The following is a 22,172-nucleotide window of genomic DNA, read 5'->3' as shown; positions in this document are numbered from 1 at the left end:
TCACATACGGCAACAATCATAGACATCACGCTTACATTTAAATGAGATGTGGCGCACGTTATATCATTTAAATTTTCATTTTTTTGTTAATTTACTTTCATTTTTTGATCTATCTAACACTTTGAAAAAAGAAGGCGCTATGAGCATATGCCCATAGCGCCTTTCTATTTTTCTCTCTGTCGTTGATAACGAAATAAAATTATTCTGTTATTTCAGCAACATTTGATGATGCAATTTTATCTTTTTCAGCGTGTTGGCCAAAACCTTTTAAACCCACAACGTGAACATGTTCTGTACCGTTGAACACTTTACGGACGAGTTTATAAGTCGTGCCTTTTTCTGGGCTGATATTTTCTGGTGCCGCAATAATCAATTGCATATCGAGACGATCACAAAGTTCAAATAATGTCGCTATAGATTTCGCATCCAAACGTGCGGCTTCATCAAGGAAGAGTAAGCGACAAGGAGAAATATCTTTTCCTCTTAAGCGTCGTGATTCTTCTTCCCAACTTTGTACAACCATCACCAGAATTGACATTCCTGTACCAATCGCTTCACCAGTCGATAAAGCGCCACTTTCCGCTTTTAACCACCCTTCTGGCCCACGATTAACCTCAACATCCATTTCAAGGTAATTACGGTAATCTAACAGCTCTTCCCCCACAGTTTGTGGCATACGTTGACCAATATCTACTTGTGGATTTAAACGTTGATAAAGCTTCGCCATCGCTTCAGAGAAGGTAAGGTTTTGGTTTTTAAATAAGTCTTGGTATTGATTATCTTCTTCTGATAACACATCAAGAAGCACTTGATGACTTTCACGAATATTGACGTTAAGTCGAACACCTCGCACTTGGCCAAATGAAACCGCTTGTAAACCTTGGTTTAGCATACGGATACGGTTTTGCTCTCGTTGGATAGTTTTGCGAATAATATTCGCGACACTTCGTGAACTAATCGCTAATTTCTGTTCACGGCTTGTCAGTTCTTCCGTTAAGCGAGCAAGCTCAATTTCCATCTGTTCAATTGCATCAACTGGATCGTCGGTTTTAATGATATCTTGGCGAATACGCTCTCTTAAATGCTGATATACCGCAATAAAGAACTGAACTTTACGATCAGGATATTTTGCATCTTCAGAACGACGTAATGCATCACGTAAATATTCATTATCAGCAACAGCTTGACGTAATGCACCTAGCGCCTTATCCGACATTGAACGCAATTCATCAGCAGAAAGGTAAGCGAAGTCTCGGCGATGCAAACGACGTTCCATACCATTTTCTTTCACTAACCGCATCACCGCACACCAGCCCGCTTTTGCACTCACAACATGCTCACGAATTTGAATGTAGTCACGTTCAAGTTTACGAATTTTCTTGGTTAGATTATCGCGTTCAGCTTCACTCAGTGCGATATCTCGCTCAAGTTGACTAATTCGTGTACGGTTAGCACTGACAGCAGCATAACGTTGATCACGTAGCTCTTTAGCTCTTGCTTCTGCGCCAACATCAATATGGATCCCTGTATCACGCATCTCTTGCTCAAGTTCTCTGAGCAATTCAGATTTAGTGTCAAAGGAGCTTTTTAATGATGCGAGTACTTGATTAAATTGAGCACATTGAGCTTGTTGCTGACGATAAAGTTCTCTTGCCGTAGCACGTTCTGTTTCTGCCATTTCTAAACGATGACGTAGTTTCTCGTTAAGATCGCTATTTTCACTCACAATCTCAACCGCATCGCTATAGCTAAAGTGTGCACGACGTTGTACAACTTCCACCAGCAAGAAAGCCTGTTGTTGATAACGCTGTTGTTCTGCTTTAGCGTGTTCGTAATCCTGTGCTAATTGCTCATGTTCTTGTGGATCACTTTGTAAAATTGATGCAATAGGTTCTAATGTTGCCAGTGCTTTTTCATGACGCTGTAAATAGCGCATAGACTCTTCAGCGCTATACAGCTCTTCACGTAATTCTTCAACGCGATCAATTAGCGTTTCATCCATCAAGATATTCACTTGAGGGATCAGTTTATTAAGTAAATTTAACGACTCTTTTGCTTGAGCATAATGTTGACGTTGCTGTTGAGTATTCTCTTCATACTGTGTTAATGCCCTCTCTAGCTCATTGCGTCTTTGATTAAGTTGACGGATATCCTCTTCAGGATCAGCTTCAAACGCGACTGAAATATGTTGCCCGACAAATTGGCTAAAAGCATGGTGCGCACGTTGAATTTTTTGTACATCAAAAGCTTGCGTTGCATAAAGCTCAGAAAGCTCATCGCGTTGGCGAGATAATATTTCTAATTGATTCTCACGCGCCGCGCGACCAAAAAGCGGAATTTCAGGGTAGCGAGAATAACGCCATTGCCTATCTGAGCTCTTGATAAGAACCGCTTTCTCCATCTCTTGTGCATTAAATACACTGTCATCGAAAGATTGTGGATCCCCTTCGATAAAATAGAGATCTTCAGGGCAATCTTCTAACGTTTCTAACTGTTCCTGAACTTGAGACAAATCTTGCACAACAATTGCGTGACGTGCAGGGCCATATAGCGCTGAAAAATAAGGCGCATCATCCAATGTAATATCATCATAAATCTCAGATAATAAAACCCCATTAAAGCGCTCTGCTAGCGTAATTAATCGTCCATCTTCAGCACCGCTAGGCTGACTTAAACGTTCAATTTGTGCTTCAATCTGCTGTTTACGCGTCGCAGTTTCATCACGTAATACTGTGGCTTCACGCTCTTTTTCAAGTAACTGTTGCATATATTCAGTTACTTGATGACCCGTTTCAAAAGATTGGCGAGTTTGCTCACACAGCTGTGTTAACGCATCTTGTGCCGCAAGCCATGCAGGTGCTTGTTTTTTCAGCTTTTCAATTTGTTGCTTGAGTTGATCCAGCTCTTGGCGCATTTGCATGCGATGTTCACCAGATTCGTTAACATAATCGCTAAGCTCTTCAATTTTTGCTTCCAGCTCATCTTGTAAAATTAAAAGATCATCTGGCTCCATCGATTTACCATGATGCTTATTAAATTCTTCAAGCTGGCGCTGGGCATTATTTCTTTGATGTAAGCGTTGCTCTAATTCTGCCAACTGCATACGAATAGGATGAACCCTATCTGCTTGATGGCGATGAGAAGACCATTCACGTAATGCGGTTTTGGCGACACCCCATGCATCTTTACGATCAACCTCACCAACAATGCCGCTAACCAATTTATACGCTTGATCAAACTGTGTTTTTGCCGCTTCAGAAACATTGAGTTTCTGTTCCATAGAAAGTAGCGAATGGGTAAGAGTTTGAATTTTTGCTTGAATATGTTCAGCCCATTGATCCGCATTAGTTTCATCTAAATCAGCAATGTTACATTGTGCTTTTGCTCGCTCTAAAGCCTGTACTGCTTGACGATATTGAATAGCGCGTGTTTGTTGTACGTCTAATGCTTGCTGATAATCTGCTAACTGATTTTTCAGTTCATCAACTTCTTCTTCCGCAGACTCTACTCGCGCTTCGAGCTCTTCTTTTTTAGAAGCCGCCTCTTCAACCACTTCACTTTGCTCTTCTAAACGGAAAGTGATCTCTTCTACATCAGCAACGTAACGGTCTATTTTTTCTTGTTGGCGAACCGCATTTTGCACTAAGTTTAATCGGTCACTTGCTGCTTGATAATCCGCCTCAAGATCAGAAGAAAGTGCTTGTTGCTCTTCCAACTCTTTACCCATTTCAATAAAGCGATATGCCTCGTTATTGATGGATTTTCTCTGGCGCCATAATTCACGGCGGACTTCTAGCGCTTCATCAAGATGAACACGTCGTTCATTAGCATGGCGCATATAATCAGCTGCAACATAAGATGTCGCTTCTGTAATTAAGTGCTTAAATAAATCACGATCAGATTGTGTGACACGAATAGCTTCAAGTGTCATGCGGTTTTCCCGCAATGCACCTTCCATATCTTGGAATGCTTTTCTTACACCGCTATTTTCAGGTAATAAATAATCTCGTAAAGAACGTGTGATCGCACTTGAAATACCACCATACAATGAGGCTTCAATTAAACGATAGAATTTGGCGCGATCACTCGCTGAACGTAAACGTTTAGGGATAACGCCTAAATCAAACATTACGGCATGAAAATCAGTGATAGAATTAAACTGTCTGAAAACAACACCATCAATCGCTTCAACTTTTTCTTTTAATTCATTGAGTGGTAAAACGCGCGCTTGGCGATCGGCAACAGCTTGGGTCAGAATTTCTGTTGGATTCTCTGCCATCGGCAACCCTTGGATCATAAAGGGTTTGATATCAACTTTTTTATCACGCCCTGCAATTTGCTGTAAACGCACACCAACCACAGCACGTAAGTGACGTGAGTTGATCACATCTAATACGGCATAACACACACCAGGACGCAGTTTCCCATATAGCCCTTTATCACGAGAACCACTTGTCGATCCTGCTTCGGTGGTATTGCGAAAGTGCAACAAAGTAAGATCAGGGATCATTGCGGTGATAAATGCAGCCATAGTGGTTGATTTACCTGCTCCATTCCCGCCTGATAATGTCGTCACCAATTCATCTAAGTCAAAAGTACGAGCAAAGAACCCATTCCAGTTGATCAGTGTTAATGAGCGAAATTTTCCACGTTCAATCATTTATTTTCTTCCTCCGCATCATCTTCACTCGATTGTAACTGCTCATCTTCATTTTCTTCATCTTCGTTTGGTGATTCGGAACTGTTCTCAAGCGCCATAGCTTCACCATCACGGATCATTCGTATTTGAGCCTCAATAGGTGAATCACCACTACGCACATCAGCGCCAAAGCGAAAAACAGACTCAGTGATTGAAAAACGCTGCATATCATTTAATAAGAATGAAATCATACCTAAACGCCGTAAACGATTTAGAGAGGTTCTCATTTTTTCTTGTAATTTTTGCAAATCAAGATCAGACCCCGTTGAGCGTTGGTTCACTAAGCGTAAAAGTTTGGCTTCATCTGCTAATGTTCTTAATTCATCAAATAATTCTTGAACAGTGAATATTCCCTGATTCGCTAATCGTTCAGGGCTAAGATAGAGATAACAAAGAATTTTCCCCACCAGCATATCCATTTCAGATAGTACAGAACGAGGAATAAGCGTAGTTGAGCGAGGACGTAAATAGAAAAAACCTTCTGGTGCTCGAATTAATTCAACATTATAACGCACATAAAAATCTGATAACTCATCTTGAAAGTCCATCAAGAATGCATGATTATCCAGAGAATCTATACCGATATGCCGACCTGCACGTAATTGGCTATCCAGTTCAGGGAAAAGTGAGTTCGCTAATGCCTGCGCCAGTTTTGCTGGCATAAATTGTTCAGTATGTATCGATGACATGCGCTTGTACCTTAGCTCCATATTCGTTAATTTCTGACCATTTTGCAGGTAATCCTGCGAGCTCAGCTTTTGCCACACCTAATCGCACCGCCTGATCAATGACAATACGGGCAACATCGAAATGTTTCTGTTGCGGATAACGATTAAGATATTCAACTAATACTGAACTGAGATCTAATGCTCGTTGCTCTAATTTGTAAGAAGCAAGCTCTTGTTCTACCCATTGCGTTATTTGTTCGTTCACTTCGCTGAACATTTGGTATTCGAGTTCTTCGGGTAATTCACCGGTGACTTCTTCATCTCGTAGCGTTAGTTCTTCATCACGCATATCATACAACCTATCTGCATTAGCGTAAGTTAATGCCCATGGGCTGTCGAAATAGTTTTGTACTGATTGACGTAATCGACGAGAGAATATACGATTTTTATCCATATCAATCGCCGTACGAATAAATTTATGGACATGTCTATCATAGCCAATCCATAAATCAATAGATTGCTGACCCCAGCTAATAATACGATCAAGCTTACTTTGTAGCTCAAATACTAACGTATCAATTTGATCGACATGACCTGTATTCATGTTTGCTTCTTGGATACGCAACAGATTGGCTTGAAGTTTATCACCTGCGGCTTCAAGCGTATCTTGTAGCTCTCTTAGTGTGCCGGAAGTTTCAGATAAGAGTTGTTCACAGCTTGAAATAGCAGCTTGCCAGTCTTGATTTAATAACTCAGCAATATCTTCTTTTACCGTATTTTGCTGCTCATCCATAATTCTCTGTGACAAATCAATGCTATCGAAAATTTCTGCTACTGAATATTTCAGTGGTGCAAAAACATTGCGATGCCAATGATATTCATCGCCCCCTTCTTCAGCAGAGCTTGCAGCAGAATCGAGTTCTCCGGCCACTATAGATAACTGCATAGATAAACGTAACGATGAAAACTCACGTTGGCGAATATAATAATCACTTATTCCAATGCCTAACGGGGTTAGACGATATATTGCATTACCTTCTACCAGTTCACTGGTAAAACGGTTAAAAAGCCGTTGCTTAACCATATCATTAATGGCGTTATTGGCACGGACTTGTATTGATTCTGCGGGTTGTTCAAAGCCTTTACAGACCTCTCTAAAGGCGTCAATTAACTCCCCTTCACTAATTTCGCCATCAAGGCGTTCACTGTTTAATACAGCGACTGCCATCAAAAAAGCTAATCTTTCAGGTGGCAGTGAGATTGAGAAATCATTTTTTCTCGCCCAAGACACTAACTCAGGAACGGTCTGGGTAAAATCACTCATAGTACATCCTTAATTTACACGCTTTTGTGCCATGACATGAATGTAACGCCCCAGACTGATATAGGGCTCTTGTCGACAATAACGTTGCTCTAATGCAAGCAACGATGGAAAATCTTTATTTTGTAACTGACGACTTTGTAAATAATCATGAAAAACGCGAACACCTGTCTTTCCTAATATTGTCATTGAAAATTCAGTCAGCCATTGATAGACATCTTCAGGTTGCAATGGGTTTTGAGGTGACAACGATTTTTTTCTTCTTCGAGGAATTTCAGGATTTGCCAGATGAAAATTCCCCAATATCGCATTTCTCATAACAATGCCATTTGCATTGTAAAACATCAGCGATAAGATACCATTAGGTAACAACATATCGGTAAGAACATTTACGGCGTCTTTCTGATCCGTGATCCACTCCAATACAGCATGAAACAGAATTAAGTCAACGCTTTCATCTCTATGCTCTTTAATCTCTTGAGCAGCACAACAAATAAATGTCATATTCTCAGCAACACCTTCGTCAATAGCTGCTTCTTGCGCGCGATTAAGCATCTCTTGTGATAAATCACATAAGATAATTTGGTGTCCCAATTTAGCTAACTGACGAGAGAAATACCCTTCACCACCGCCTGCATCTAAAATACGCAGAGTACGGTTAGGGAAAAGAGTTAATAATTGTTGTAAATCTTCCCAAATCACCGCTTGGCGAATTTTACCCTTTGTTGTGCCGTAGATATTGCGGGAGAATTTATCTGCAATATCGTCAAAATTACGATCTGACATTAAAACGCCTCATGATAACAACCTGCTACTTGCGCTCTTTGCATTCTGATAAATTCAAAAAATATGAGACACTGTACATAAAATTAAGACAGCAATTTTACCAGTGTTCTATGATACTGACTGTTTTCTCTAAAGAAATAAGCCATGAATCAGACTATTCGCAAAGCGCAGTATAAATATAACGCTTATTAATGAAAAAATTAACGTTCAAACGCTTATCGTTTTATAAATAATTTAACGGTTCTTTATTTCTATTGATTAAAACTTAGTGAAATGTCGTTGTGCTCACTATTTTGACACAATGCCTCTATGATCCCCTAGTTTTCACTAAGCTTTCACTATCAATTGCATGTATTTCACTCAATTTAGGATGATTTATGCTGTTTTTGCTCAAAAAATATGTTGCTGGCTTTCTAATGCCCTTACCTTTGCTCTTATTAATCGCTTTTTTTGCCTTGGCTCTGCTTTGGTTTACTCGTTGGCAAAAAACAGGAAAAAGCCTACTTACGGTGGTACTTATTCTACTCACTATTTTAGGCATACAACCTGTTGCTGATACTCTATTAATGCCAAGTGAAAAAGAGTATCAAGCTCGTTATGAATTACGAGAAAATTCACCACAAGATGTGAACTACATTGTTGTTTTAGGGGGGGGATTTACTTATAACCCCGAATGGGCACCTAGTGCTAACCTTCTCAATAATAGCTTATTTCGTGTTGTAGAAGGCGTTAGGCTTTATTATCGTAATCCTAATGCGACATTGATTTTTACAGGTGGTGCTGGCGTTAATCAAATAAGTAGTGCAGAGGTTGCAACTCAGGTAGCACAATCTTTAGGCGTACCCGCGAATAAAACCATTGCATTATCAATACCAAAAGATACCGAAGAAGAAGCCTATGAGGTTGATAAGCTCATCGGTAAACAACCTTTTTTACTCGTGACTTCAGCCAACCATTTAGCACGTGCTGAACGTTTCTTTTTAGCCAGAGGTATGAAGCCTATTGTGGCACCGGCTAACCAATTAGCAATCACTTCGCCATTGCATCCTTGGGAGAAGTATTTTCCTTCGGCGACCTATTTTCAACATAGTGAACGTGCGTGGTATGAGTTTTTAGGATCAATGTGGCAATCAGTCAAACCTGCGGGGCAACCTGCCACTATTACTGAAAATGAAAATCATCAATCTGATAAAGAAGAAAGCCAATAATTAAAAGATATCATTACAGACTGATACAAAAACGGCACTTAATTTAAGCGCCGTTGAAATTTATTTGTTACCGTTAAAAGATCAGAACTCTTGGTTAAGTGCTCGATATGCAGCTCTAGCTGCGACAAGATCATCTTGAGTATCAACACCCACGCCAGGAACTTCTAATGCTTTTGCAACATGGATTTTTTCGCCATACCATAACACTCGCAGTTGCTCTAACATTTCAATAGATTCTAATGGGCTTGATTCCCAAGTAATATATCGACGTATAAAGCCAGCACGATAAGCATAAATCCCAATATGGCGGAGGTAATGCTCACCAATTTCATCGTGTGATAAGTTAAAACGGTCTCTTTCCCAAGGAATGGTTGCTCGAGAAAAATAAAGTGCGAAACCTTTTGCATCCATCACTACTTTCACAGCGTTAGGATTAAAAGCTTCTTTTGAGTCAACAATAGGCACGGCTAATGTTGCCATTCCGGCACCACAACTTGCTAAGTTTTCAGCAACCTGAGTAATAATAGTGGGCGGAATAAGAGGCTCATCACCTTGTACGTTAACGATTATTTCGTCGTCTGCAAATTGGTATTTTTCAATGACTTCAGCTAAACGTTCTGTACCCGAATGGTGATCTTCTCGAGTCATACATGCTTCTCCACCCGCTTTTTCCACAGCGGCAACAACATCTAAGTTGTCGGTTGCGACAATGACACGGTTTGCACCAGAACGCATAGCCTGTTCCATAACACGAACAATCATAGGCTTACCGTGAATATCCGCAAGGGGCTTACCCGGTAAACGGGTCGATGCGTATCGACCAGGGATTATGACCGTGAACATGAAGTTACTTTTCCTCTTCTAGTGATAATTCTCTTGCTTCATTCTCCAGAAGAACGGGGATATTGTCACGAACAGGATAAGCTAAATGATCAATTTTGCAGATAAGCTCAGAATTTTCTTTATCAAAGATAAGTTTGCCATGGCAAACTGGACAAGCAATAATTTCAAGTAAGCGGTGATCCATTTTGTCCCTCTCAAGGGTTAATCATTTTATATGGCAAAAGGATATCATAAGGAAGGATCAGCGTTAATACTCAAAGCCTCCCGTTTAGTGATAATTCGAAAATTATTTTATTTATTAATAAATTTATTATTTTCTTTTTTACTATAAGCAACAAAAAAGCCACATTAATGTGGCTTTTTATCGTTGAGTCTGCAACATCATTAATAAAGAATTACATTCCGCTTTTATTGATAATAATTTAACCTTTTTATTATCTTTATTGCATTCTAATTAACGTCACAACTCTTTTATATTACTTATTCGGCTTGGTGGTCAGCTATTTGTGCTTATCGGCCCCCAATTAGGTATAAACGATCATTTAATCTCAGTATTAAACTATCGTTTTATCTACATCTTCAACAAGGTTAAACCTTATTTAAAATCCGATAACATCAGCGGCTTCTAGGCCTGCAGCTGTTCTGATAACAGAAAATTCAACGTCTTGACCTTCTGTTAATGCTTTATTTTTTGTGTTGGCAATCGCTTTTTTATTGACATAAACTTCTTGTTCAATACCGCTGGCAACAATAAGACCATAACCTTTGTTATTGTCGAACCATTTTACGCGACCCATTCTTAATTGTAATGTCATGATAGATAAACTCCTTTTGTTCTTCGTATAGTTTTTATTTTTCTATACTAATGCATCCTACTTTTTATTATGTCTTCTTATATAAAACCCCAATTAAATTCTGAACACATTAATTTAAGTAGTGCATTTTATTATTTAATATAAATGTTCAAAACCGTGATAGCTAAGCTTAATGAATATTCTAAGGCTTAATCAATATTTACAGTACCAACATGACAAAAAGATGACATGAGGAAGATAGTTTATTGAGCACCTATAAATAAAATAACCGCATATAAGGATTAACAATCACTATTCAAAATAGTTTCTACAATCCATTAGGTGCAAAGCCTATTGCATTCACAGCATAAAAATATTACGTCTACATTAAAGATCCACAAAATATCCACACAAGGCTTTTGAGTAGATAGGGTATTGGCGAGTTAAATTGAACTACGACAAAAGCGATATGCGACTGTGGGTAGGTAATCTTTTATGTAACGCTATCCTGATTTCCACTATAAATATCATTGTTTCAGATCAGATACAAGTTTTTTTCGAGCCGTAAATTAAATTGCTGACCTGTTTTAGCACAGATTGGCTATTTAACTTAGCACTAACTGGTAAATACCACCAATTATCCTGAGCAAAATGCTGACATTTAACAGCATCTTTTTCTGTCATAATAAGGGGCTCATTGAAAGGCGTTAAATCTTGTAATTCTTTGGCGCTGTAATCACTATGATCACTAAATGCTCGAGTTGATATTAATTCAATCCCTTTTTCGCGCAAAGAATTAAAGAAACGAGGAGGATGACCAATACCCGCCATGGCAACTACTTTAGTGATCTCCTGAACGGGTCTTTTCTCACCCGTTTTCAGGTTCACCGCAATATCACCCGCTAAAACCATACCTATTTCATTACCTTGGCTTAAACCACCATTAACGATAATTGCATCAACTGAATGCAAACGAGTAGCGCGTTCCCGCATAGGGCCAGCAGGAAGCCACCAGCCATTACCAAATCGACGTTGCCCATCGATAACTACAATTTCATAATCACGCTGTAGTGCATAATGCTGTAAGCCATCATCCGTGATGATCACATCAAGTTCATGTTGTGCTAATAAGGCTTTTACTGCATCTCGTCGATTAGGTGCAACCGCAACGGGTGCACCAGTTCGATGATAAATTAACACAGGTTCATCACCTGCCATTGCAGGTGTTGTCTCGGATGTTAACAGTAATGGATAATGATCTGATTTCCCGCCATAGCCGCGGGAAACAATACCTGTTTTAAACCCTTGCTGTATTAATTGCTCAACAAGCCATATAACAACGGGGGTTTTGCCATTGCCACCTGCCGTTAAGTTACCAACAACCACGACAGGAACAGAGGCTTTCCATGATGACAACCATCCTTTTTGATATGCAAAGCGCCTTAATAGAGTAATCGCGCCGTACAACCATGAAAATGGAAGTAAGAGGAGATAAAACCAAGATTTACCAGACCAAATCCGTTCAATCATTTACCAAATTGCATCCTGTGAAGTTGAGCATAAACACCTTTTTGATCGATTAAATCAATGTGTGAGCCACGTTCAACAATTTCACCATCTTCAATAACTAAGATTTCATCCGCTTTTTCAATGGTTGATAATCGGTGAGCAATCACTAAAGAAGTTCTATTTTTTTGCAGTTCATCAAGAGCTGATTGAATAGCACGTTCAGATTCTGTATCAAGTGCCGATGTAGCTTCATCAAGGATAAGAATTGGTGAATCACGTAGTAAAGCCCTCGCTATCGCGATACGTTGACGCTGCCCACCAGAAAGCAAAACACCATTTTCACCAATTTCAGTATCGAGGCCTTTATCCATTTTATTGATAAAGTCCATTGCATGCGCCATTTTAGCCGCTTTTTCGATATCTTCACGGCTGTATTGGTCTTCACAAGCATAAACAATATTGTTCGCTACTGTTTCATTAAATAAGTGGACATTTTGAGAAACAAGAGCGACTTGATTACGTAAAGATTTCAGAGTGTAGTCACGAATATCATGTCCATTAATCAATATTTGCCCTTCATTAATGTCATAAAAACGCGTGATCAGATTAGCAATTGTAGACTTACCTGAGCCTGAGCGACCGACTAATGCAACAGTTTTCCCCGCTGGAATAGTAAATGACATATTTCTCAAAGCAGGCGTATCTTTTGTCACATATTGGAAAGTTACATTACGGAATTCAATATCACCCGTCGGTTTTTTCAGCTCCAGTTTACCTGTATCTTTTTCTTGTTCCATATCAAGGATAGAAAATAAGGTCTGACAAGCCGCCATACCGCGCTGGAACTGAGCATTTACATTAGTCAGTGATTTCAATGGACGCATTAATGCAACCATTGATGAGAAAACAACAGTGATTGTACCTGCGGTTAATGTTTCCATAATTTCAGGAAAGCTGGCAGCGTACAGAACAAATGCTAATGCGAAAGAAGCAATTAATTGAATGATTGGATCTGAAATTGACGATGCAACAACCATACGCATACCTTGGCGACGAATATGGTTACTCACATGATTAAAGCGTTTATTCTCAACTTCTTGACCATTAAAAATGAGTACTTCTTTATGCCCTTTCAGCATCTGTTCAGCACTAGTTGTTACTTGTCCCATACTATTTTGGATACGTTTACTGATCGTTCTAAAGCGCGTTGATACCAAACGAATAACAATGGCGACGATAGGAGCAATAATAATAAGGATCAGAGATAATTGCCAACTATAGTAAAACATCAAGCCAAATAGCCCGATAATATAGGCACCTTCACGGACAACTGTAATTAATGCACCTGATGATGATGAAGCAACTTGCTCTGAATCATATGTAATACGAGAAAGCAAAGTTCCTGTTGATTGCTGATCAAAAAAGCTCACCGGCATTCCCATAATATGAGAAAACAGTCGGCGACGCATATTCATTACAACTTTCCCTGATACCCAAGAAAGGCAGTAGCTTGAAATAAAGTTAGATATACCACGCAGAACTATCAGCCCAATAACAGCAATTGGCATCCATTTTAATACGTCGTTACTTGCTTTACCAAAACCTTCATCAAGAAGTGGTTTTAATAAAGAAATCATAAATGCATCCACACCTGCATTGATGATTAATGCAATTGCTGCAGCGATCAATCCCACTTTGAAAATCCGAATCATCGGCCATAAACGTCGGAATGTTTGCCACGTTGATAGGTCTATATCATTCATATATATTACCAAACTTTTAATAATTAGCCGGTCATTCTACTCGGGAAACGTCAAAACACCAAACCACTGATGATACCAGCGAGGCAAAATATCTCCCCTATAGGTAAATACATCAATATTATCTTGATTAAACTCGATCGAAATCTGCCCACTAATAGAGGTTGTTAGCCAATTAATTGCTTCTTTTTTATAACGGAGGTGTACTTTATCAGAAGGTAAACGCCAAAGGCTATAACGAGCAGCAGAAACGAGTGCAAATTTGGGGGATACTGTTTGAATAAACGCCAATGTGGACGATGTTTGGCTACCATGGTGAGGAACTTGTAAAATATCAGCTTTTAATTGGTGGTTTTTCAACCTGATCAATTGAGTTTCTGCTTCTTTTTCAATGTCGCCAGTCAACAATATATTATGTTTACCATCACTTACATTGATCACACACGATTGGTTATTTTTGGGAGAGTGAACTGTATTTGCCGGCCATAAGGCATCAAAATAAAGTCCCTTCCATTGCCATGACTCATCTTGCAAACAAGGTAAATGTGAAGGATTATTGAAACTACTGCGGATCGTTAATGTTGGATAAGCTCTCAATAAATCCTCAATCCCTCCGGTGTGATCTAAATGATCATGACTAATTATCAATGCAACTGGCTTAAGGCGATGGTACTTTAAATAAGGGATAATGACACTTTTTGCAATTGACCCCCCACTTTTCCAACGTATTCCTGTGTCATAAATAATCGCTTCTCTGTCTTTTTCAATAATAATAGCTAAACCATGGCCAACATCTAACATAGATATACGCCATTGATAACGTGGGAAAGTAGTGAATTCGCAATATAAAAGAATACCAATAACAACAAGCAAAATAAAATGATGACGCCACCATGACATTTTGATGATTACAATAATACCAACACCTGAAAACCCCAATAAAAAAGGAAGAGTGCCACTATGTTGCCAAAACTTCAAAAAAAAAGGAGCACACCAAAAAGCAAGACTAATCGAAAGATCAATCCAGTGCCAAATTATTGGTTGTAGAAATGAGAGAAAGAATGTCAATAACCCAATCATTATTAATGGTACGGTAATAAATGAAATAATAGGAACTGCCCATAAATTAACAATAAAACTAAAAAAATTAGCACCACCAAATAAATAGAATTGAAAAGGTAATAAAATAATTAACAATCCAAATTGCAAATGAATTAACCTTAAAATAAACCACTTTTTTTGATAATTATATTTAGCGTTGAGTGGGTACATCCAATACCAAAAAATAATGGCAAATACAGCTGAAAATGAAAGCCAAAAACTGGCTGAAAGTATCGATAGTGGTTCAACAATCAAAATAAGGGCTGCACTCCAAAGAGCCCACTGCCACGGAAGAAATAATCGATGTCCTAAATGCAATAAAACCCAAACACTTAAGCCTATTACAGCTCTGGTTGCTGGTATTCCCCAACCTGATAGTGCTGTATAAAAAACACCAAATCCCCAAGCAAGAACCAAAGGAAAATAAATATTTATCCATTTTGCTGGAAAGAAAAACTGGATCCCTCTTGCAATTAACCAACCTAATAATGCGGCTAAACCAATATGCAAACCAGAAATAACAATTAGGTGCGCAACACCGGTTTTCATATAAAGATCTTTCTTTTCAGGCTCTATTTGTCTTTTATCTCCCAAAACCAAAGCCGCAATCTCACCACTGTTTGTTGTTGTTTTCCAAAAGCTTGAAATATATTGGATGAATTGAGTGTGTAGAGAAATATCGGCATTAAGTAAGGTTGCTTGTAATACTTTGCCTGCTAAAGTTTCTTTCTTAGAAACTGCATATTTTTGACTATCAAATCCGCCTTCGTTTAAATAGCTATGTGCGGCTCTAAATTGAACTTTAAATTGCCAACCTTGTCCTATTTCGATATTTTTAGGTGGATTTCGCCAATATACGCTAGCGTAAATAGATGATGAAAAAAATGTTTTTTTCGGAATGGGAATTTTGATAATAAGGTGACCATCCGATAATTGACGATACTCAACAATATTTGCTTCAAAGATCACTATATTATCAACAAGTTCTACTGTTCTTGCCATCAAAGCGTATGCAATAAGATTAGAATAAACCCAGAAGAATAAAAATAATGCTAAAAAACGAATTAATGAAAAAGGAATAAATAATAAGAATATTGCAATAATAATAACAATATAATAAGTCATTAAACTAAAAAGCGTATGCTGAAATAATAAAGGCATTCCCCCTAAAAATATTGCCAAAGCAATGTTATCTAAACTCAGCTTGGTAAAATAAAATCGTTGAAAATATTTTGAATAAAAAAAGTGTTGTTTTATTGATAATATTTTCACCCTCAAAATACTTATTATCCCTTTGAATAGAATCATTTTCGCATCCCTTTATAAGCATCTTTAAATATCATGAGGTTATATTTTTATTAAAGGTAGCTTTTTAGAGGGCTTTTTTGTACTTCTTTATAAAAAGAATAATTTTTATTGTCGTATACACTATTTTTTGAGAAGAACCTCGAAAAAAATAGAATAACTCAGCAATCATGATAATTAAATCAAGAAATAAAAATCAAAATACAATAAAGTAATACTAAGAAAAGTAAGAAAGAGAATAAAGTAAATATCGTAAATAAAATAAGGACTAACAATAAAAAACAAAAATTATGAAAGTCATAAAAATAATCAGCACAAGTAAAAGATAATAAAAAACGGCACCGAAGCACCGTTTTTGAGAAAGTTAACTAACATCGTACCATTTCGACAGGTGTTATTATTCCGTATAAATATTTACACGGTCACGTAACTCTTTACCTGGCTTAAAGTGTGGAACGTATTTACCTTCCAGATCTACTTTATCACCAGTTTTCGGGTTACGACCCGTACGCGGCGCACGGTAGTGTAGAGAAAAACTGCCGAATCCGCGGACTTCGATACGCTCACCATCAGCTAAAGTATCAGCCATATGATCAAGCATTTCTTTTACAGCTTCTTCAACCGTCTTAGCCGAAAGATGAGATTGTAGGCCTGCAAGTCTCTCGATTAACTCAGACTTGGTCATATTACCTCCCTAAACTACCGATAAATAGGCAACGATTAACGTTGCCTCCGTTAATAACTTAAATTATTCGCCTTTAGCTGCTTTGAAAGCTTCAGCCATAGCGTTGTTTGAAAAACCAACTTCTTCTTTGTTGTTTACAGAAGCGATAGCGTCTTTCTCGTCTGCTTCGTCTTTAGCACGAACAGATAAGTTGATAACGCGGTTTTTACGGTCAACACCAGTGTATTTAGCTTCAACAGCTTCGCCAACATTCAGAACCAGAGTTGCATCTTCAACGCGGTCACGTGAAGCTTCAGAAGCACGCAGGTAACCTTCAACACCGTCAGCTAATTCTACAGTTGCGCCTTTAGCGTCAACAGCAGTTACTTTACCAGAAACAATAGCACCTTTTTTGTGAGCAGACAGGTAATTATTGAATGGATCTTCTGATAATTGTTTAACGCCCAGTGAGATACGTTCACGTTCAGCATCAACTTGCAGAACTACAGCAGCGATTTCGTCGCCTTTTTTGTATTCACGAACAGCTTCTTCACCTGCAACATTCCAAGAAATGTCAGATAAGTGAACCAGACCGTCGATACCGCCGTCTAAACCGATGAAGATACCGAAGTCAGTGATAGACTTGATTTTACCTTCAACACGGTCGTTCTTGTTGTGAGTTTCTGCGAACTGCTGCCATGGGTTAGATTTGCACTGTTTCAGACCCAGTGAAATACGGCGACGTTCTTCATCGATGTCAAGAACCATAACCTCAACAACATCACCAACGTTAACAACTTTAGATGGGTGAATGTTTTTGTTAGTCCAATCCATTTCAGAAACGTGTACCAGACCTTCAACGCCTTCTTCGATTTCTACGAAGCAACCGTAATCAGTCAGATTAGTTACACGACCAGTCAGTCTAGTACCTTCTGGATAACGTTTAGCGATAGCTACCCATGGATCTTCGCCCAGTTGTTTCAGACCTAATGATACGCGAGTACGTTCACGGTCGAATTTCAGGACTTTAACAGTGATTTCGTCGCCAACATTGACAATTTCGCTTGGGTGTTTAACACGTTTCCAAGCCATGTCAGTGATGTGCAGTAAGCCGTCAACACCGCCCAGATCAACGAATGCACCGTAGTCAGTAAGGTTCTTAACAATACCTTTAACTTCCATGCCTTCTTGCAGGTTTTCTAATAACTGATCGCGTTCTGCGCTATTTTCAGATTCGATAACCGCACGACGAGACACAACAACGTTGTTACGTTTTTGGTCTAATTTGATGACTTTGAACTCAAGCTCTTTGTTTTCCAGATGAGTTGTATCGCGAACTGGGCGAACGTCTACCAGTGAACCAGGTAAGAATGCACGAATGCCATTCAGTTCAACAGTAAAACCACCTTTAACTTTACCGTTGATGATACCAACAACAGTTTCGTTTTCTTCGTAAGCTTTTTCCAGCATCAGCCACGCTTCGTGACGTTTAGCTTTCTCACGAGACAGAACGGTTTCACCGAAGCCATCTTCAACCGCGTCCAGAGCAACATCAATTTCGTCGCCCACTTGGATTTCTAATTCGCCTTGAGCGTTTTTGAATTGTTCTACAGGAATAGCAGATTCTGATTTCAGACCTGCATCAACCAGAACAACGTCTTTATCGATAGCAACTACAACGCCACGAACGATAGCGCCAGGACGAGTTTCGATTGTTTTTAGGGATTCTTCAAAGAGTTGAGCAAAAGATTCTGTCATGTTAATGATCTTCAAGTAAATTTAATTAACGTCCATTTAGCATCCGGCCGAATGGGGTTGTTTCACATACCTCGTTACATCCTTTGTGACAAGGTCATCGGGCATTGTTGTGTTTTCATTAACACGTCAACCCGATTTTGATAATTACCTAGTATAAACGAAATAAAAATTAATTACGCTGATAATTGCAGATTTTTTTTAGCATAAGTTAACGATTTTTCAATGACTTCGTCGATAGACAAACTTGTAGAATCGAGAATTAATGCATCTTTCGCCGCAATAAGTGGCGCAACAGCACGATTCCGGTCACGGTAATCGCGTTCTTTTATCTCGGATAAAAGGCGTTCAAAGTTAACATTAAAGCCCTTTTCCTGCAACTGTAACATGCGACGACGTGCTCGTTCTTCTGCGCTGGCTTCAAGAAAAATTTTCACTTGTGCATCAGGGAAAACGATTGTTCCCATATCTCGCCCATCAGCAATAAGGCCTGGTTCTGTACGAAATGCACGCTGGCGACGCAATAACGCTTCTCTTACACGAGGAAAAGTTGCTGCTTGTGATGCTGTGTTTCCAACTGTTTCGGTACGAATTTCATTCGATACGTCTTCCCCTTCAAGAATAACACTTAAACCATTCTCATTAGGGACAAAACGTACATCTAAATTTGCCGCTAATGGTACTAATGCATCTTCAGAAGTAATATCAACATGGTGGTGTAAAGCAGCTAATGCCAACACACGGTAAATAGCGCCAGAATCAAGTAAGTGCCAGCCAAACGCTTTTGCTAATGCTTGGCATAATGTTCCTTTACCTGCTCCGCTAGGCCCATCAACAGTTATAACAGGGACGATAACCGCCATGAGTTTCTCCTTTTCATGGGCACTGCATTTCTGTGTTTGATGCTCTTATTACATTGATATAATAGACATTGAATTCAAACAGAGAAAAACAGTATTAATGTATGCGCGTCATTATACGCATACAATGTATAGGAAGAAACAAGCAGATAAGGGACAAAGAGATTTATTCAATGTTATTTTTCATAGATAAGTTATTTTTTAGAAAACTTTATCTTAAAATAATAACAAATCGACAATATTGTTCTTTTAAAAGTCCAACACTGCCGATTTGATTGATTTAATTTTGACTTATTTTTATTTAGTATAATGGATATTAGCCATGACGCTGAGAAAGCGTTTCTAACTTTTCAAAATAATCTGGGAATGTTTTGGCTGTACACCCTGGATCAAGAATAGTAATCGGTATATCAGACAATGCCACCAGCGAAAAACACATTGCAATACGATGATCGTTATAGGTTTTAATGTCAGCAGTCGTTAACTGCTTTGGTGGCGTGACTTTTAAGTAATCATGCCCTTCTTCAACAATTGCACCCACTTTTTGCAACTCTGCAGCCATTGCAGCCAATCGGTCTGTCTCTTTTACTCGCCAGTTATAGATATTACGAATAACAGTATCACCTTCTGCAAACAATGCTGTCGTAGCAATGGTCATTGCCGCATCAGGGATCGTATTCATATCCATATCAATGCCGTTTAATGAGCCACGTTCACATTCGATATAATCATCACCCCAACGTATTTTTGCGCCCATTTTTTCAAGTACAGAAGCAAAGTGAATATCGCCTTGCAAACTCTTTTTACCAATACCTGTAACTCGGACGGTCCCACCTTTAATTGCAGCCGCTGCTAAGAAATAAGATGCCGATGATGCATCTCCTTCTACAAGATATGTTTCGGGTGATTGATATTGTTGACCACCTTTTATAATAAATTGTTGATAATTTTGATTTTCAATCTTTCCACCAAAGGTATTAATTAAAGCTAAGGTAATATCAATATAAGGTTTTGATACTAATTCGCCTTTAATTGTAATAGTTGTATCTTGTTTAGCTAATGGAGCCGACATTAATAAGGCAGTCAAAAATTGACTTGAAACACTACCATCTACCTCTACATGTCCTCCCTTAAACCCGCCCCGTAGACGAATAGGTGGATAATCTGTTTGTTCGAGATAATCAATACTCGCGCCACCTTGACGCAAAGCGTCAACTAAGTGCCCAATTGGACGCTCTTTCATACGTGGTTCGCCAGTTAATACAATATCATGCAAGCCTAAACTTAAGGCTGCTGCTAATGGACGCATTGCTGTTCCAGCATTACCTAAAAAGAGTTCTAATGACGACTCTGTTTTAAATTCTCCCCCTAGCCCTTCAATATCACATACCGTATTGTTATTTGATAATTGATACTGCACGCCTAATGCTTTTAATGCATTCAGCATATAACGAATATCATCACTATCTAATAAGTTAGTTAAACGCGTTTTACCGTTAGCTAAAGCGGCTAATAATAACGCACGATTAGAGACACTTTTTGAACCGGGTAAATTAATAGTACCTTCGATATGAGCAATAGGCTGTAACGTCAACGATTCCATAAATAGGTAAGAACTCCGATAAACAAATAAAATAAGATGGGATGTGGTTTAATCAAAAAATGAGAAAACAACTTAGGTGCTTATTGTTTTTATTTATTTTTTAGTACAGTAATAATTGATTATCATTATCAACATCTTTGGATAAAAGGAAACCCATTTTCACATAGGTTTCCTAAACATATAATGTATGAATTATGCGTGACGACGCTCAAAATCAGCCATAAAATCAACTAAGGCTTGAACACCTGCCAATGGCATTGCGTTATAAATTGATGCACGCATACCACCCGATACACGGTGACCTTTTAATGCCACTAATCCTTGAGCCTCGGCTTCTTTTAAGAAGACTGAATCTAATTCAGGAGAAGACATTTGGAAAGGCACATTCATTAATGAACGATTTTCTGTTGCAATACGATTGATATAAAAATCACTGTTATCAATGGCACTATAAAGAAGCATTGCTTTTTCATAGTTACGTTTTGCCATTTCTTGCAACCCACCTTGCTCTTTTAGCCATTTAAAGACCATTCCTGATAAATACCAAGCAAAAGTAGGAGGTGTATTAAACATTGAGTCATTTTCAGCGAGCACGGTATAATCAAACACTGATGGTGTTTCTTTACGTGCTTTACCTAATAGGTCTTCACGAATAATAACGATGGTTAATCCCGCAGGACCAATATTCTTTTGTGCGCCTGCATAAATTACACCAAAACGACTAACATCTAATGGTTGGGATAAAATCGCAGATGAGTAGTCTGCAATAACAATTTTATTATCATTAAAATTCGGTTCTTCATGAATTGCGATGCCATCAATGGTTTCATTTGGGCAATAATGTACATAAGCAGCATCATCACTTAATTGCCATTCTTTCATTGGCTTAACACCAATTTTGCCATCAATTTCTGTTTTAATTTTAATGACATTTGGTGAACAATATTTTTCAGCTTCATCAGCCGCGCTTTTCGCCCAATATCCACCATCTATATAGTCAGCAGTTGCCTTCTCACCTAATAAATTGAGAGGTAAAGCCGCAAAGTGACCTCGAGCCCCACCATGGCAAAAAAGAATTTTGTAGTTTTCTGGCACATTAAGAAGATCACGAAGATCTTGCTCTGCCTGATGAGCAACTTCAAGAAACTCTTTACTGCGGTGGCTGATTTCCATGACCGAGCGCCCAAGTTCATGCCAATTGCATAATTCTAATTCTGCACGACGAAGGACTTCTGCCGGTAACATAGCCGGACCTGCACTAAAGTTATATACCTGACTCATTCAAATTCACCCTAT

Annotated in this window: 16 protein-coding genes; 1 reads left to right on the top strand and 15 read right to left on the bottom strand. The window is 38.7% G+C overall.

Going from position 1 to position 22,172, the window contains the following annotated elements; all coding sequences use genetic code 11:
* Nucleotides 1-199: 199 nt before the first annotated feature.
* From mukB to cmoM, 4 genes are read right to left on the bottom strand one after another with little or no spacing between them, the layout of a single operon-like run.
* Nucleotides 200-4,660 (bottom strand): chromosome partition protein MukB, encoded by a 4,461-nt coding sequence (gene mukB / locus GWJ05_RS17575; protein WP_036938082.1) that lies wholly within the window; start codon nucleotides 4,658-4,660, stop codon nucleotides 200-202.
* Nucleotides 4,657-5,388, bottom strand: coding sequence for a chromosome partition protein MukE (gene mukE / locus GWJ05_RS17570; protein WP_161681529.1), 732 nt, complete (start codon nucleotides 5,386-5,388; stop codon nucleotides 4,657-4,659). The genes mukB and mukE overlap by 4 nt, the downstream gene beginning before the upstream one ends.
* The gene (gene mukF / locus GWJ05_RS17565) at nucleotides 5,369-6,691 is read right to left on the bottom strand and encodes a chromosome partition protein MukF (protein ID WP_036938087.1); all 1,323 of its coding nucleotides are present in this window, start codon (nucleotides 6,689-6,691) and stop codon (nucleotides 5,369-5,371) included. Before mukF ends, mukE begins: the two co-directional genes overlap by 20 nt.
* A 9-nt stretch (nucleotides 6,692-6,700) precedes the next feature.
* Nucleotides 6,701-7,474: a tRNA uridine 5-oxyacetic acid(34) methyltransferase CmoM gene (cmoM, locus tag GWJ05_RS17560; protein ID WP_036938089.1), complete on the bottom strand. Its 774-nt coding sequence runs from the start codon at nucleotides 7,472-7,474 to the stop codon at nucleotides 6,701-6,703.
* A 377-nt stretch (nucleotides 7,475-7,851) separates the two neighbouring features.
* On the opposite strand from cmoM, the gene elyC reads away from it, so the two are divergent.
* Nucleotides 7,852-8,682, top strand: coding sequence for an envelope biogenesis factor ElyC (elyC, locus tag GWJ05_RS17555; protein ID WP_036938094.1), 831 nt, complete (start codon nucleotides 7,852-7,854; stop codon nucleotides 8,680-8,682).
* Between the two features lie 81 nt (nucleotides 8,683-8,763).
* Here the strand turns inward: elyC and kdsB are convergent, their stop codons facing one another.
* From kdsB to serC, 11 genes are all read right to left on the bottom strand, one after another.
* The gene (kdsB, locus tag GWJ05_RS17550; protein ID WP_161681528.1) at nucleotides 8,764-9,525 is read right to left on the bottom strand and encodes a 3-deoxy-manno-octulosonate cytidylyltransferase; all 762 of its coding nucleotides are present in this window, start codon (nucleotides 9,523-9,525) and stop codon (nucleotides 8,764-8,766) included.
* Between the two features lie 4 nt (nucleotides 9,526-9,529).
* Nucleotides 9,530-9,709, bottom strand: a complete 180-nt coding sequence (locus tag GWJ05_RS17545) for a Trm112 family protein (protein WP_004244593.1) — start codon at nucleotides 9,707-9,709, stop codon at nucleotides 9,530-9,532.
* Between the two features lie 415 nt (nucleotides 9,710-10,124).
* Nucleotides 10,125-10,340, bottom strand: a complete 216-nt coding sequence (locus tag GWJ05_RS17540) for a cold-shock protein (protein WP_036938100.1) — start codon at nucleotides 10,338-10,340, stop codon at nucleotides 10,125-10,127.
* A 519-nt stretch (nucleotides 10,341-10,859) separates the two neighbouring features.
* Nucleotides 10,860-11,849, bottom strand: a complete 990-nt coding sequence (gene lpxK, locus GWJ05_RS17535) for a tetraacyldisaccharide 4'-kinase (protein WP_123821985.1) — start codon at nucleotides 11,847-11,849, stop codon at nucleotides 10,860-10,862.
* A complete protein-coding gene (msbA, locus tag GWJ05_RS17530) occupies nucleotides 11,846-13,591 on the bottom strand; it encodes a lipid A ABC transporter ATP-binding protein/permease MsbA (RefSeq protein WP_036938106.1) in 1,746 nt (581 codons plus the stop codon). Before msbA ends, lpxK begins: the two co-directional genes overlap by 4 nt.
* 36 nt (nucleotides 13,592-13,627) lie before the next feature.
* Nucleotides 13,628-15,850, bottom strand: coding sequence for a DNA internalization-related competence protein ComEC/Rec2 (locus GWJ05_RS17525; protein ID WP_237585150.1), 2,223 nt, complete (start codon nucleotides 15,848-15,850; stop codon nucleotides 13,628-13,630).
* Between the two features lie 541 nt (nucleotides 15,851-16,391).
* On the bottom strand, nucleotides 16,392-16,679 hold the full coding sequence (gene ihfB / locus GWJ05_RS17520; RefSeq protein ID WP_006537420.1) for an integration host factor subunit beta: 288 nt from the start codon (nucleotides 16,677-16,679) through the stop codon (nucleotides 16,392-16,394).
* A 63-nt stretch (nucleotides 16,680-16,742) separates the two neighbouring features.
* Complete coding sequence (gene rpsA, locus GWJ05_RS17515; RefSeq protein WP_036938108.1) at nucleotides 16,743-18,416, bottom strand: 30S ribosomal protein S1; 1,674 nt, start codon at nucleotides 18,414-18,416, stop codon at nucleotides 16,743-16,745.
* A gap of 173 nt (nucleotides 18,417-18,589) precedes the next feature.
* Nucleotides 18,590-19,276, bottom strand: coding sequence for a (d)CMP kinase (gene cmk, locus GWJ05_RS17510; protein WP_036938110.1), 687 nt, complete (start codon nucleotides 19,274-19,276; stop codon nucleotides 18,590-18,592).
* 313 nt (nucleotides 19,277-19,589) lie between these two features.
* A complete protein-coding gene (aroA, locus tag GWJ05_RS17505) occupies nucleotides 19,590-20,876 on the bottom strand; it encodes a 3-phosphoshikimate 1-carboxyvinyltransferase (protein WP_036938112.1) in 1,287 nt (428 codons plus the stop codon).
* 192 nt (nucleotides 20,877-21,068) lie between these two features.
* Nucleotides 21,069-22,157: a 3-phosphoserine/phosphohydroxythreonine transaminase gene (gene serC / locus GWJ05_RS17500; RefSeq protein ID WP_036938115.1), complete on the bottom strand. Its 1,089-nt coding sequence runs from the start codon at nucleotides 22,155-22,157 to the stop codon at nucleotides 21,069-21,071.
* Nucleotides 22,158-22,172: the final 15 nt, after the last annotated feature.

Source organism: Proteus sp. G2626, assembly GCF_009915985.1.
Taxonomy (GTDB): Bacteria; Pseudomonadota; Gammaproteobacteria; order Enterobacterales; family Enterobacteriaceae; genus Proteus; species Proteus vulgaris.
The sequence above is the reverse complement of the archived record's forward strand: the minus strand, read 5'-3'. Positions and strand labels throughout refer to the sequence as shown.

Coding starts and splice junctions, on each gene's coding strand:
- serC (WP_036938115.1), bottom strand. CDS start 22,157: ATGAGTCAGGTATATAACTTTAGTGCAGGTCCGGCTATGTTACCGGCA.
- cmk (WP_036938110.1), bottom strand. CDS start 19,276: ATGGCGGTTATCGTCCCTGTTATAACTGTTGATGGGCCTAGCGGAGCA.
- mukE (WP_161681529.1), bottom strand. CDS start 5,388: ATGTCATCGATACATACTGAACAATTTATGCCAGCAAAACTGGCGCAG.
- GWJ05_RS17545 (WP_004244593.1), bottom strand. CDS start 9,709: ATGGATCACCGCTTACTTGAAATTATTGCTTGTCCAGTTTGCCATGGC.
- cmoM (WP_036938089.1), bottom strand. CDS start 7,474: ATGTCAGATCGTAATTTTGACGATATTGCAGATAAATTCTCCCGCAAT.
- rpsA (WP_036938108.1), bottom strand. CDS start 18,416: ATGACAGAATCTTTTGCTCAACTCTTTGAAGAATCCCTAAAAACAATC.
- mukF (WP_036938087.1), bottom strand. CDS start 6,691: ATGAGTGATTTTACCCAGACCGTTCCTGAGTTAGTGTCTTGGGCGAGA.
- elyC (WP_036938094.1), top strand. CDS start 7,852: ATGCTGTTTTTGCTCAAAAAATATGTTGCTGGCTTTCTAATGCCCTTA.
- msbA (WP_036938106.1), bottom strand. CDS start 13,591: ATGAATGATATAGACCTATCAACGTGGCAAACATTCCGACGTTTATGG.
- mukB (WP_036938082.1), bottom strand. CDS start 4,660: ATGATTGAACGTGGAAAATTTCGCTCATTAACACTGATCAACTGGAAT.
- ihfB (WP_006537420.1), bottom strand. CDS start 16,679: ATGACCAAGTCTGAGTTAATCGAGAGACTTGCAGGCCTACAATCTCAT.
- GWJ05_RS17525 (WP_237585150.1), bottom strand. CDS start 15,850: ATGCCTTTATTATTTCAGCATACGCTTTTTAGTTTAATGACTTATTAT.
- GWJ05_RS17540 (WP_036938100.1), bottom strand. CDS start 10,340: ATGACATTACAATTAAGAATGGGTCGCGTAAAATGGTTCGACAATAAC.
- kdsB (WP_161681528.1), bottom strand. CDS start 9,525: ATGTTCACGGTCATAATCCCTGGTCGATACGCATCGACCCGTTTACCG.
- lpxK (WP_123821985.1), bottom strand. CDS start 11,849: ATGATTGAACGGATTTGGTCTGGTAAATCTTGGTTTTATCTCCTCTTA.
- aroA (WP_036938112.1), bottom strand. CDS start 20,876: ATGGAATCGTTGACGTTACAGCCTATTGCTCATATCGAAGGTACTATT.